The 13,216-nt window shown below is 64.0% G+C and carries 12 protein-coding genes; 9 read left to right on the forward strand and 3 right to left on the reverse strand.

The window, feature by feature from the left end; all coding sequences use genetic code 11:
• Positions 1–46: 46 nt before the first annotated feature.
• Entirely contained in the window at positions 47–1,930 is a 1,884-nt protein-coding gene (dnaK, locus tag ACESMY_RS19560; RefSeq protein WP_372786326.1) for a molecular chaperone DnaK, read from the reverse strand.
• A gap of 692 nt (positions 1,931–2,622) precedes the next feature.
• Here dnaK and ACESMY_RS19565 point away from each other — a divergent pair.
• The 6 genes from ACESMY_RS19565 (at position 2,623) to cax (ending at position 7,503) form a co-directional block, all read left to right on the forward strand.
• A complete protein-coding gene (locus tag ACESMY_RS19565; protein ID WP_372786297.1) occupies positions 2,623–3,054 on the forward strand; it encodes an STAS/SEC14 domain-containing protein in 432 nt (143 codons plus the stop codon).
• Between the two features lie 687 nt (positions 3,055–3,741).
• A complete protein-coding gene (locus ACESMY_RS19570) occupies positions 3,742–4,389 on the forward strand; it encodes a BON domain-containing protein (protein ID WP_372786298.1) in 648 nt (215 codons plus the stop codon).
• A gap of 136 nt (positions 4,390–4,525) precedes the next feature.
• The gene (locus ACESMY_RS19575) at positions 4,526–4,936 is read left to right on the forward strand and encodes a BON domain-containing protein (protein ID WP_372786299.1); all 411 of its coding nucleotides are present in this window, start codon (positions 4,526–4,528) and stop codon (positions 4,934–4,936) included.
• Positions 4,937–5,000: 64 nt separating this feature from the next.
• Positions 5,001–5,927 (forward strand): DnaJ C-terminal domain-containing protein, encoded by a 927-nt coding sequence (locus ACESMY_RS19580; protein ID WP_372786300.1) that lies wholly within the window; start codon positions 5,001–5,003, stop codon positions 5,925–5,927.
• Complete coding sequence (locus ACESMY_RS19585) at positions 5,924–6,208, forward strand: hypothetical protein (RefSeq protein ID WP_372786301.1); 285 nt, start codon at positions 5,924–5,926, stop codon at positions 6,206–6,208. The genes ACESMY_RS19580 and ACESMY_RS19585 overlap by 4 nt, the downstream gene beginning before the upstream one ends.
• Before the next feature lie 227 nt (positions 6,209–6,435).
• Positions 6,436–7,503, forward strand: a complete 1,068-nt coding sequence (gene cax, locus ACESMY_RS19590) for a calcium/proton exchanger (RefSeq protein ID WP_372786302.1) — start codon at positions 6,436–6,438, stop codon at positions 7,501–7,503.
• Positions 7,504–7,707: 204 nt separating this feature from the next.
• Here the strand turns inward: cax and ACESMY_RS19595 are convergent, their stop codons facing one another.
• Entirely contained in the window at positions 7,708–8,034 is a 327-nt protein-coding gene (locus tag ACESMY_RS19595) for a PepSY domain-containing protein (protein ID WP_372786303.1), read from the reverse strand.
• Between the two features lie 169 nt (positions 8,035–8,203).
• Here ACESMY_RS19595 and ACESMY_RS19600 point away from each other — a divergent pair, with 169 nt between their 5' ends.
• Both ACESMY_RS19600 and ACESMY_RS19605 read left to right on the forward strand, forming a co-directional pair.
• Positions 8,204–8,881 carry a winged helix-turn-helix domain-containing protein gene (locus ACESMY_RS19600; protein ID WP_372786304.1) on the forward strand — a complete coding sequence of 226 codons (678 nt, stop codon included), beginning with the start codon at positions 8,204–8,206 and terminating at the stop codon, positions 8,879–8,881.
• Complete coding sequence (locus ACESMY_RS19605) at positions 8,868–10,256, forward strand: sensor histidine kinase (RefSeq protein WP_372786305.1); 1,389 nt, start codon at positions 8,868–8,870, stop codon at positions 10,254–10,256. The genes ACESMY_RS19600 and ACESMY_RS19605 overlap by 14 nt, the downstream gene beginning before the upstream one ends.
• A 216-nt stretch (positions 10,257–10,472) precedes the next feature.
• Here the strand turns inward: ACESMY_RS19605 and ACESMY_RS19610 are convergent, their stop codons facing one another.
• On the reverse strand, positions 10,473–11,789 hold the full coding sequence (locus ACESMY_RS19610; RefSeq protein ID WP_372786306.1) for an alpha/beta fold hydrolase: 1,317 nt from the start codon (positions 11,787–11,789) through the stop codon (positions 10,473–10,475).
• 419 nt (positions 11,790–12,208) lie between these two features.
• Between ACESMY_RS19610 and ACESMY_RS19615 the strand changes: the two genes are divergently transcribed.
• Positions 12,209–12,985, forward strand: a complete 777-nt coding sequence (locus ACESMY_RS19615; RefSeq protein WP_372786307.1) for a PEPxxWA-CTERM sorting domain-containing protein — start codon at positions 12,209–12,211, stop codon at positions 12,983–12,985.
• Positions 12,986–13,216: the final 231 nt, after the last annotated feature.

A 13,216-nucleotide genomic window follows, 5' to 3' on the forward strand; every position in this document is an offset into this window, starting at 1 on the left:
GACCTGCGGCGCGTCGATGTCGGCGGCGCCGTCAGATTCCCCTTGGCTAGGGCCGGGCTTCCTCGAACTCGGCGTCGACCACATTATCGTCGGCGGGCCTATCCGCACCGCCGTCCGGGGTGCCGGACTGGGCGGCGTAGACCGCCTCGCCAAGCTTCATGGACGCCTGGATCAAGGTCTGGGTCTTCGTCTTGATGGCGTCGAGATCGTCGCTGTCCTTGGTCGCCTTGAGGTCGGCCAGCGCGGTCTCGACGGCCGCGCGGTCTCCCGCCGGAACCTTGTCGCCGTGTTCCGCTAGCGCCTTCTCGGCGGAGTCTGCTGAGGCGTCGGCGTGGTTGCGGGCATCGACGATCTCCCGGCGCAAGACGTCATCGGCTTTGTGGGCCTCGGCCTCCCGGACCATCTTGTCGATGTCGGCATCGGAGAGGCCGCCGTTGGCCTGGATGCGGATCGACTGTTCCTTGTTGGTCGCCTTGTCCTTGGCGCCGACGTTGACGATGCCGTTGGCGTCGATGTCGAAAGTGACCTCGACCTGCGGTGCGCCGCGCGGGGCAGGGGGGATGCCTACCAGATCGAACTGGCCCAGGAGCTTGTTGTCCGCGGCCATCGGCCGCTCGCCCTGAAAGACGCGGATGGTCACCGCGGACTGGTTGTCCGCGGCCGTCGAGAAGGTCTGGCTGCGCTTGGTCGGGATGGTGGTGTTGCGCTCGATTAGCGCGGTCAGCACACCGCCCAAGGTCTCGATGCCGAGGGTCAGCGGGGCCACATCCAGAAGCAGCACATCCTTGACGTCGCCTTGCAGCACGCCGCCCTGAATGGCTGCGCCGAGCGCCACCACCTCGTCGGGGTTTACACCCTGGTGAGGCTCTCGGCCGAAGAACGCCTGGACCGCCGCCTGCACGCGCGGCATGCGCGTCATACCGCCGACCAGCACCAGTTCGTCGATGTCGGAGACCTTGTAGCCGGAGTCCTTCAGCGCCTGCTCGCAGGGCCCGATGGTCTTGGTGATTAGGTCCTCGACCAGGCCTTCCAACTTGGCGCGCGTGAGTTTGACGTTGAGATGGACGGGGCCTGAGGCGTTCATCGAGATGAAGGGCAGGTTGACCGTGTATTGCAGGACGGAGCTCAGCTCCTTCTTGGCCTTCTCGGCCTCTTCCCGCAGCCGCTGTAGCGCGAGCTTGTCCTTGCCGAGGTCGAGGCTGGTCTCGCGCTTGAATTCCTCGATCAGGTAGTCGACCACCCGCAGATCGAAGTCTTCACCGCCCAGGAACGTGTCGCCATTGGTGGCCTTCACGTCGAAGACGCCGTCCTCGATCTCCATGATCGAGACGTCGAAGGTGCCGCCGCCCAGGTCGTAGACGGCAATCTTCTTGCCTTCGCTCAGGCCAAGGCCATAGGCGAGCGCCGCGGCGGTCGGCTCGTTGATGATCCGCAGCACCTCAAGGCCTGCGATCTTGCCGGCGTCCTTGGTGGCCTGACGCTGAGCGTCGTTGAAATAGGCTGGGACGGTGATCACCGCCTGGTCGACGCTCTCGCCAAGATGGGCTTCGGCGGCCTCCTTCATCTTCTGCAGGATGAAGGCGGAGATCTGCTGCGGAGAATAGTCCTTGCCGTTTGCACGGACCCAGGCGTCGCCATTGGGGCCCTTGACGATCTCGTAGGGGACCATCCCCTTGTCCTTCGTCACCATAGGGTCGTCGAACTGGCGGCCGATCAGCCGCTTGATCGCGTAGAAGGTGTTGGCCGGATTGGTCACCGACTGGCGCTTTGCCGACTGTCCGACGAGGCGCTCGCCGTCGTCCTGGATCGCCACCACGGACGGCGTGGTGCGCGCGCCCTCGGCGTTCTCGACGACCTTGGGAGTCTTGCCGTCCATCACCGCGACGCACGAGTTCGTGGTGCCGAGGTCGATGCCGATGATCTTGCCCATGATGCGATAGCCTTGCTGAAGGTTGACGACGCGGGTCAGGCGATCTGCGCTCGGATAGCCATCGCGGCGCCCGACCGGCGGTGCAGCGAACATGCGGTCGCCACATGTCTCCAGACCGCCTAACCCTCTAAGCGTTCAGTCTAGGTCGCGGCGAACCACAGCCTCAGGGTCGGAAACTACGCAGGCCGAAGGAATACGGGAGCCGTCTGCGGGTCGCGAAGGGAAGCGATCGCGCGTTTCGCCGTGCTCTAGCGAGGCTTCGGCTCGGATGGGGCGGCCAGCCGGATTCGCAGCCGCTCGACCTTCAAGGTAGCCGCGTACTGGTCTGTTCAAGGATTTCCGGGGTCATGGCGGCGATTCCGATTCTGGCGTGTGGCAGCGGCTGGCGGCCCCGGAGCGAACTTGCGGGCTCGTGTCTCCCCGCCGTCGGTACCCCCGCCCGCCGTATGACGTCGCTTAGGTTTCCACGCGACCAGAGTAGGCCGCAGACCTGGAAACTACGCGCGGCTTGGACATGGGGGCCGACGCCTTGCGGGCGCGAAGCGCCGTCGTGAGTAGATACCGAACCTGCCGCAGCCTTGCGTCGAACCCTAAGGTCTCAACCGGACCATGAACCTGTCCCGCGCGCTATTCGTCGCCACGCGAGCGTTTCAATAATGTCGTCCTTCAATCCTGACCCAACGAGGCATCCTATGCTGAAGACCGAGATCCTCGCCCCTGGCGTCCTGAAGATCGTCGCGCCGGAGACCTTGCACGCCGACGACTTCCTCGCGGTGTCGCCGCAGGTGGACGCGATCATCAAGGATTTCGGCGAAATCCGAGTCCTCATCGATGCGTCGCACCTTGAGGGTTGGGACAGCCTGACGACCCTTGAGAAACATGCCGGGTTCATAAAGGCTCACCAGAAGAGGGTCGCCCGGATCGCAGTGATCGCGCGGCGCGACTGGCAACACTGGCTGGTCGGCGCGGTAAAGGTGTTTCTTGATCCCGAGGTGAAGGTGTTCGACCCGGGTCACGAGGACGAGGCCGCCCGCTGGATCGGGAAGGCCGACGCAAACGTCGTCGCGAGCGTCGCCGGCCAAGCCGTCGAACGCCGGGTCGCCGAAATCGTCGATCGCCACTGATCCACTCGCAAACTAACCTCTAGCGGCGATGCGCCCCGGCAGGGGCGAGGTTCGCCATCGCGTTTTGTCCTCGATGCGGAATCCAATGGGTTTGGCGGCGCGCTTATCTCGCTGGCGTTGGTGAGCGAGGCGCGCGCCTATCTGGTCTATGGCGTATTGTCTGCCGCAGACAGCTTTGTCATCAGCGACCCCGTTCAGCCGAAACAGCTCTGCCCGCCGATATCGCGGTCCGCCGCTTTAACCAGGCGAATGGCCGCCGTGCGATCGGAGTCTTCCTGCGCGGCGATCCCGATCCCCAACTCATCGCGGACTGGCCCGATGACGTGCGCCTGTGTTGCCAGGCTTTGATGATCGCACCGGGGCGGCCGGCGCCCATCCAGCGCTTTGCGGTTCGAGATCCATCGCGTCGAGCACTATCCGACCGCACTGGTGGGTGCGGTCGAACACAATGCTTGGTGGGACGCGATGGCGCCGCGGGATCGACTGAAACGCGAGATCTCACCAAAAAGCGGGATTGGGCCCGGCGATTGAGTAGTTTCCGACCCTGTTTCCAGCCCCGGGCCCTCCCTAGCCTCAAGTTCGGTGCAAGCCTCCCGACACGTCCTGCGCATCCTTGAGGCCCATCGACACTTCGGACGAGCCAGGAGAAGAGCTTCTTCTCCTGCATCCGCGGACCAGGAGACTGCTGTGTCTAGTGACAACGAATTGCGAGATGATGTTCTGGCTGAACTGGCCTGGGACCCGAGTGTCACGGCCGCGCATATCGGCGTCACCGCTCGGGACGGGGTGGTCATGCTCTCCGGGCACGTCCAACGGTTCGCTGAAAAGCAGGCCGCTGAGGCGGCTGTCCGCCGGGTGAAGGGCGTTAAGGCGGTCGCCGAAGAGATCGTGGTCAAGCTGCCCGACGGCATCCATCGGGGCGACGATGACATCGCCCAGGCGGCGAGGGCCCGCCTCGACTGGAACTCAACGCTTCCGAGAGATGCGATCGATATCACCGTCCAGAATGGCTGGATCACATTGAGCGGCGAGGTTGGGTGGGGCTTCGAGCACGACGCCGCCGCGCAAGATGTGCGCCGGCTCTGGGGCGTCGTCGGGGTCACCAACAACATCAAGGTCAAGGCGCGGGTGAACACCTTCAACCTGACCAGCGACATCATTCGTGCCCTACACCGATCGTGGCTGGACCCCAAAGGCGTCAAGGTGACAGCCGATGGCGGCCGCGTGACTCTGACGGGCTATGTGGATTCGTGGAACGACCGAGCTCTTGCGGGATCGACGGCCTGGGCCGCGCCCGGGGCTACCGACGTCGAGAACCACCTGATCATCTCCTGACGAGATCTCCGGACCGGCTGTATGCCGGAAGCCCCGCTCCCCACGCAACCGACGCCAGGAGTACTCTCCTATGACGCACGCGAGTTCCCCGTCTGGCCAAGGCGGCCATCGCGGCCGGCCGAATCGAAGCTCCACCATGGTCTCCCAAAAGGGCGCGCACTTGTCTGCGCGCGACCACGAGACGCTGACGTCTGTCGAAGCCCGCGACGCGGACCTGCGGCGCGCTGTCCTTGTCAGTCTCATCTCCGAGCCCTGCCTCACGACCCGGCACATCGGCGTTTCGGTCCGGGGCGGCGTCGTTACGCTAGCCGGGTACGTGACCAGCAACGTGCAAAGGGATGTGGCCGGCGCCGCCGTGCGGCGGGTCAAGGGTGTCGAGTTGATATCGAACACACTGGGGGTGGCGGTGCCCAGCGCTGAGGTTATGCCGGTGTCCGAGAGCGGCGTCGATCATCTCCGAATCCTGACCTTGTCCGGGGCCTTCGCGCGCGCAACTGAGGCTCGGAAGAGTGCGCCTCAAGATGCGCACGCCGACGCCCGATCATGAGGAGACCGAGCCTCGCGCTCCGCGATCTGGCGAAGACGTCACGTCTGAGCCATAGGGTCTAGTCTTGGATGATCCCTACAAAATCCTGGGCGTTGCGAGGTCCGCAAGCGCGGACGATGTCCGCCGCGCCTACCGCAAGCTGGCCAAGACGCACCACCCCGATCTGAACCCCGGCAACGCCAAGGCCGAGGACGTGTTCAAGGCGGTGTCAGCCGCCAACGATCTGCTGTCGGATCCAGGCAAGCGGGCCCGCTTCGATCGAGGTGAGATCGATGCGGCAGGGCAGCCGAGCGCCCCGCAAGGCTCTTATCACGACCACGCTGACGGCGAGGCGGGACGGCGCTATAGCCGCGAGAGCGAACACTTCGGCGGTTGGAGCGACGAAGGGTTCGCCGACATGTTCGGTTCGGTCTTCCGCGGTGCGCGCAATCGCGGGGCCGAGGCGCGGGCGCGCGGCGGCGACGAACACTACAGCCTTGAAACCGATTTTCTATCCGCGGTGAATGGCGCGACTCGACGCCTGACCTTGCCGGACGGGCGGGCGTTGAACGCAAAGATCCCGCCGGGGACATTGGACGGCCAGGTGCTGCGCCTTCGCGGCCAAGGCGGCGAGGGGTGGAACGGAGGCCCCGCCGGCGACGCCTTGATTGAAATCCGTGTCACGCCGCATGCCTTCTTCTCCCGGGTGGGCCAGAACATTCGTCTCGATCTGCCGATAACGGTGGCCGAGGCCGTACTGGGGGGATTCGTCGAGACGCCGACCCCGGGCGGTCCGGTGCGGGTCAGGGTCCCACCGCATTCGGACACCGGCTCGGAGCTTAGGCTGCGCGGCCGAGGCGTGCCCAAGCATGGCTCCCAGCCCGCCGGCGATCTCCTTGCGACCTTGCGCGTCCGGCTGGGACCGCCGGATCCGGCGCTTGACGCCTTCATGAAGAGCTGGACCCGCGAAACCCCGTTCAATCCCCGCAGTGCGATGGAGACGCTGCCATGATCAGCCAGCAGGGCCTGCTCGCCCAGTTGCCTCGCTTGCCGCAGCAGGATCTCGAACGCTGGATCGCCTTTGAATGGGTACGCGCCGATGGCGTCCCCGGGCGCTACATCTTCCAGGAGATCGACGTCGCGCGGGTTCGCCTCATCCTGGAGCTCAGGGACGAGCTGGAGGTCAACGAGGCGGCCCTGCCGGTAGTGCTGCTGCTGCTCGACCAGCTCTATGATCTTCGGCGGCAGATGCTGGTCCTCCAACAGGGCGTCGGCTCGGGTGCAGGCGTCTGATGTCCCAGGTCGACGCGGCGCGAAGCGGCTCCGCGGCGTTGGCCAGCCTGCGACCGTGGGAGGCGCAGGTTCGGAGTGGAGCCGGCCGCCAAGAGCTCGGGGTCGTTGGCCGATCATTCGATTGTACGAAGTGATCGCGCGCGGCTGAGGCAATTTCGTCTGCCCTTCGGCGAACACCCGTCGTGCTAGGCTTGGCGATGACCTCTTCTGTAATCCGACTGGCTTGGTTGACCTCAATCGTCCCGCTTGCCGTCGGGCTTAGATATCTGAGCCCACTGCCACCCCTTGCGGCGTTCATCCTGGGTGGGCTCGCCGTCGCGGTTCTGGCCGTCTGGATGCGACGCGCGACCGATCAGATCGCCAAACGGGCCGGCTCGGCGATCGGCGGCCTGCTCAATGTCAGCTTCGGGAGCGCCGCCGAACTTATCCTCATGCTGTTTGTCGTCATGTCCGGCCACCCCGAAGTCGTCCGCGCCCAGATCACCGGATCGATCATCGGGACGAGTTTGCTGGGTCTTGGTCTCGCCTGTCTGGTGGGCGGCCTCACCCGCGACCAGCAGCCGTTTTCCCAGCGACGTACAGGTCTGTTGGCCAGCCTTTTCCTGATCGTCGTCTTCGCCCTGATGCTGCCCGCCGTGTTCCACGACGCCGATCTTGGGCGGGGCTTCACTGTCCAGCAACGGCTAGTGAGTGAGCGGGCCTTGAGCGTCGGTGTCGCAGTCGTTCTGCTGCTGCTCTATGCCGGCAATCTCGTCTACACCCTAATTACGCATCGCGACGTCTTCGCCGGCGCCAATCCGAAAGAAGCGCATCCCGATGACGCGTCGTGGGGCCTGGTGACGTCGGTTGCGGTACTGGTCGGCGCGACGGCGGCCATCGCGGTGTGCGCCAGTATCGTCTCGGGCGCCCTGGAGGGGTCAGCCGAGACGCTCCATCTGCCGCTGCTGTTTCTGGGTGTCGTTCCGTTGGCGCTGGTGGGAACGGCGGCCGACCTTTTCGCCAGCATGAGCTTTGCGCGCCAGAACCGGATGGATCTTGTCCTGGCGATTTCGATCGGCTCGGCGATCCAGGTCGGCTTGGTCATCGCGCCGCTTCTCGTCCTGATCTCATGGGCGATGGGAACGCCCATGACCTTGGTGTTCCCGAACTCCCTCGATCTGTTTGCGATCACCGGCGCGGCCTTCATCGTTCGAGCCATCACCGCTGACGGGGACAGCAGCTGGTTCGAGGGGCTGCTGCTGATCGGTGTCTATGTGCTGCTTGCCTTGGCGTTCTTTTTCATCGCGCCAGGGTGAACGCGCCACTGGCTGGTTCAATGGTAGTAGGCCAACTTCTGGGAGACGCCACTCGTGCGGGCCTAACAGATATGGCTGGAGACATTGTTCGGGCGACACGGACTACATGGTGCAGCGCAAACCGGCCGGAGGCTGGCATCAAATCCTCGCCTTCTGGAGGAGACGGATGGCGGCGGAGCAGTACCCACTCCGCCGCCAAGAAGATCAGTCAGGGTTCGGGCCTTCCGCCTTGTTCTCGAGAACGCGACCGGTTTGGGCATCGACCCCAACCTCGTGGATTTTGCCGCCGCTCTTGATGTCGAAGGAGTAGCGAAGCCCGCTGCCGCCGCCTTCCTTCTCAAGCTCCTGGTCGGTGATCTGACCGGGGCGGGCCTTCAGGGCGATGGCCCTGGCCTGGTCCATGGTGACTTTGGCGTTCGATGCCAACTGTGCGCCGGCATAGGCGGCGTGCGCGGGTGTGGCGGCTTGCGAGGCGGCAAGGCCCCCAACGGCGAGAGCCAAGCCGGCTGTGAGTGCGAGAGCATATTTCATGACTGGAACTCCGTTCGGAGGCGACAGTGCCTCCACGGACTGACCTTGCGCGTTCTCATGTACTGAGGTGATGGCCCGAACATTCGGAATTGCGAACTTGCGGCGGGGAGCGACAGGCGTGCCCTTGGTCGCTCCACACGGCCCGTGACGCGTTCACAACGAGATGGCGTTGAAGATACTTCTGCTCGAAGACGATCAGCAGACCTCGGCCTTCATCGAGAAGGGATTGCGGGCGGCTGGCCATGTGGTCGACGCCTGCGCAACGGGGCGCGATGCGATCTTCCACGCGACGGACGGCGCCTACGCCGTTCTGATAATCGACCGCATGGTCCCGTCCGTCGACGGGTTGGCGGTGCTCAAGGCGTTGCGGATCACAGGCGTCAAGACGCCCGCGATCTTCCTCACCGCCATGGATGGGGTGGAAGATCGGGTCGAGGGTCTCGAGGCCGGCGCAGACGACTACCTCGTCAAACCCTTCTCCATGTCTGAACTGTTGGCCCGGATCGCCGCGTTGGCGCGTCGTCCGCATCTCGCCCAGGCGCCCACAATCATCCGTGTGGGCGACCTGGAGATCGACCTACTCAAGCGCAACGCAACGCGGGCGGGGCGGGCGATCGAGCTTCAGGCCCAGGAGTTCAAGCTTCTGGAATACCTGATGCGCCATGCCGGTCAGGTCGTCACGCGCACCATGCTACTGGAGAACGTCTGGTCGTTTCACTTCGACCCGCAGACCAACATCATCGAAGGCCATGTGAGCCGGCTTCGCGCCAAGATCGACCGCGGATTTGACTCGGACATGATCAAGACGGTTCGTGGCGCCGGCTACATGATCGATGCGCCGACTTAGCGCCTTCCAGAGCGGGGCCTTTCGGCTCGCGCTCATTTTCGCGGTGATTTTCGCGGTCGGCGCGACTGCGTTGGTTGCGGCCGTCAACGTCGCGGTGAGCCGTTATGCTGGCCATGCGACGGACGCGGCGCTGGTTGACGAGAGCCAGCTCCTGCGCGGGGAGGCCCGGGCCCACGGGCCCGACACCCTGGGTCAACTGATCCTCAAGCGCCAGCGGATCGTGCACGCGCGGCCGTATCTTTACCTGCTGCTTGACCCGCTGGGCCGACGGGTCGCTGGAGACCTTCCGGCGACGGCGGCCAGGGCTGGGTGGGGCGAACTCAGCGTGGCCGAATTTACGGAGCCCAACGAACCATCGGACGGGCAGGTGACCGTGCGGACCTACGGTGTTCGATTGGCTGACGGGTCAGTCCTAGTCGTTGGCCGCGATACCTCGGACCTGACCGAATTGTCGGACTGGCTGCGGCTTGTGACGCTCTGGAGCGGCCTGGGCATCACCATCTTGGCGCTCGGTGGGGGGCTGTTGATAGGCGGGATCTTCCTGCGCCGGATGGACCGCGTGAACCAGGCGCTCCAGCGCATCATGGACGGCGCTCAGGATGATCGGGTCCCCCCCATCGGTATGGGAGCGGAGTTCAGTCGTCTCACCCGCAACATGAACCTCATGTTGGACCGCACTCAGGCCCTGATGGACGGGCTGCGGCAGGTGTCCACCGATATCGCACACGACCTGCGGACACCCCTGGGTCGGCTGCGGCAGCATCTGGAGTCGATGCGCGACCTCAGCGACCCGGAGGCATTGGAATGCGCGATAGACGACGCGCTGGCGCAAGTGGACGAGGTTTTGGCGACCTTCCACGCCTTGCTGCGGATTGGGCAAATTGAAGGTGGCGCGGGTCGGGCCAGGTTCGAGGCCGTCAATCTCTCTGCGGTGATGGAACGCGTGCATCTCGCCTACGAGACAGCAGCGGAGGACGCTGGGAAAAGCTTCGACGCGGAGATTGCGCCCGATCTTGAGGTCCGTGGGGATCCCCAGCTCCTGACGCAATTGTTCGCCAACCTTATCGAGAACGCCCTGCGGCACGCCGGCGAAGGGGCCGAAATCTCCATGCGCCTTGCCAGTGTCGATGGCGCCGTAACCGCTACCGTGGCTGACAACGGGCCGGGCATTCCCGACGCGGAGCACGGGCGGGTGGTCCAGCGGTTTTATCGGTTGGATGCCAGTCGAAGTACCGCCGGCTCTGGGCTTGGGCTGTCGCTTGTCGCGGCCATAGCTGAGCTGCACGGGGCGGAACTACGGCTACGCGACAATAGCCCGGGCCTCCTGGTGGAACTTCAATTTCCGAATGAACAGCGAAGTATTGTGATGCGGTGATTTCCGAAAACACATCGTCAGAGCGATCGATAAAGCCCGCATACTTGCAAGGGTTAGCGGCGCATTATTTCCGATAATGCTTATTTGCAGCGAGGTTGAACACGGTCACCCGCGATAGTCGCCTTTGACTGGAAGGCGACATTCGGCGGGTCCGCTTTGCGAAATGCCTCGTTCAAGCCTTCCGCTGCGCATAGTGGCCGGTTTGCGAGGCTTACGTCAGATGAGCTGAAGGATTTCATGCCAATGCTTGAGCGCCATCAACTGACCGATGTTTGTAAAGCACCGCAGGTCGTATGGCCTTTCGCCCAGAAAGCGTTCCAGGGCGCCCATCGGGGCCAGACGGTCCTCCTGACCATGGAAAATTTGTAATGGGGCGGAGATTCGCGACAGGACGCCTCTGTCAGATGTCAGCATAGCAGCTAGTTCGGCCGCCGGGCCTTCAGCTTTCTGCGCAAGCGCCTCAGCAACGCAAAAGCTTAGGTAACCGGACACATCTGGGCTGCGCTGCAGAAACTCCGCGTCGCCGGGCGAGTACTTCGTGGCCTTCTGGAGCATTCGAGCGACGCTCTCGGGCGTATTGCGATGCTTTAGCAGCAGCAGGATAGTGCGCGTCGCCCATGCATTCCGGGTGAGGCGCGTTCGGAAGAGCGCAAGCAAATCGGTCGTGCTACCGGGGTCACCCGGCGGTCGGCCAGAAAGAAGTACTGCGCGGTTGGCTCGATGGCCGAGCCTGGCGGCCGTCTCCAACATCGGCACGACCCCGGACAGCAGGCCCATGAGGGTTAAGTCTGCCAACTTCAGATGGTCGCAGAGGGCTTCCATATCCGCGGCGACAGCGGCGAAGCTGTAAGACGCCAGCGCGTCGGATCCGCCGAATCCGGGGCGGTCTGCCGCCACAATATAGAGGCCGAGGGCATGCGCCATGTCATCACTCGATGACGGCAGGAGGCTTGAACCGAGCCCTTCGTGAAAGGCCATGACGTGGCGCCCGATCGGGTTACCATAGGTGCGAAACGCCAACTGCCGACCGTCGGGCAGGGTGAAGCTCTGGATTGGCGGGTGATGCCTGTCGGATGGGGCGGACGTCTCGACATATCGCTCCGCCTCGCTCAGCACGTCGATGAGATCGCTCTGGCGGCGGATACCAAGCTTGTCGAACACCGAAGCGAGTTGATTGCGAGCCGTGTTGACGCTGATTTCCAGGTCGCCGGCCGCCTCCCGAATACTACCGGCGCTCCGAAGCTGATCTACAAGTCGCGCTTCTGATGGAGAGAGCCCCAAAGCAGCGCCCAGGCCCGAGGCGGAGCGCGGGAGGGCGCTAAGCCGAAGTTGAAACCCACCGCCATAGACCTTGATACGACCGACGAGACGATCCGGCGAGTTTGCGAAGCGAAGGACCACGAAGGCCGGCCCATCTGTGCTGATTGCACGGCCCGCCGCTCGCTCCAGAGCCGCCTCGCAGTCTGCATCAGCGAACCTGATCGTCGTATCCAACCCATCGAGCGCGAGGCCCACCATGCGCCGGAAGGGCATATCGCTCTCTAAGACGCTCAACCGGGGGCTTAGCCGGGCTTGGCCGCGCGGCCGGGCTTTCGCCGGTTGGACCGCCGACGCGAGACGGTCGGAAATTTCGATACTCCGGCGAAGGTCAGGCGCCATGTGGTCGGCGGACTCCATCCCCTCCAGCGGCAGGGCGTCAATGAGCTCCTCCCACCGGTCCGGATCGGAGGCCACGCGGTACAAGGCATCGAGGATACTAGAGAGATATTGGTCATCTGCTCGGGCTGTCATCGTTCCGCACGCACTACAAACTGTACTCAACCCAACGCCTGACAAGTGGCTCGCTCGCCACGGGCATAGTGCATTCGCACTATTGGCGCTGTCCCAGCCAGACCCTAGCTGGCTCTAACCTGGCGTTAGAAGTCCTGTCGTCATTTTTTGGGTGAACAAAAATGCGTGTTTTGATCTGCGCGGCCACGGCCGCGGTTGCTTTGGCGATGGGGGCCGCGAGCGCGGAGGCCGCCGTGCGGGAACTGACCTTCAGCGGACTCACCAGCAGCGGCTACGACCGGACGGGGGAGTTCGGCTTTGCCCAGCCGACGTTCGATCTCGCAAACCGGGCGATCAGCATCACCTTCCGCTTCGACGACGGCGCTGGCCAGCAAGTGACAACAGCTCACACCCAAGCGATCGAAGGTCCTGGCTATGGTCCGGGCTATGGGGGTCCGGCATTCGGCCTTCAGACGCTCGTAACGTTTAACGATGTCACCCGCGACTTATCCGGAGATGCTGTCCAGCGAGTCTCCACGAGCGATGCCGCCGCCAATGGGACCGGTGTCGGGCAAACCTTCGGATATTCCACTCGCGAGGACTACGCGCCCTTCTACTTCTATCCTGCGGTGCCGGATCTTGTTCGTCAGTACGTGGTGCAGGCATGGGTCTACTCATCCGATACCCCGGCATCCTTCGCCTCTGATGCGTCGCTGACCATCGGCCCGTCGTTGATCCCGTCCTATGCGTACGTGGGCATCAGCGGGCATAGCTACGCTGGGGGCGTTTACGAGGAAACCCAGCGCGCCGAGCTCTACTTCACGCCAACGAGCGTCACGCTTTCGTCCGTCGGCGCGGCTGCAGTGCCGGAACCTGGCGTCTGGGCGCTGATGATCATGGGCTTCGGCGGTGTCGGCGCCGCGCTGCGCAACCGCCGTCGTGCGTTGGCCGCAATCTGATTTAAGATCACCTGAGTGACCTAAAAAACTGTGTAACTGCATGCCCTTCTCAGTGCCTGCGCGATCGGGCGCGCGCCGACGCCAGTGACCTGAAAGCCGGAAATTGGATCTCTATTCCAAACGTCAGCCATGGGTGGGAACGTATGCGCGCAATACGATCAGGCGCGCCTTGACGCGCTCGAGCACATCTTGGCCTCACACTTGATCATCGTCGAATCCGAAAACGGTCAA

This window comes from Phenylobacterium sp. (assembly GCF_041691455.1).
GTDB lineage: Bacteria > Pseudomonadota > Alphaproteobacteria > Caulobacterales > Caulobacteraceae > Phenylobacterium.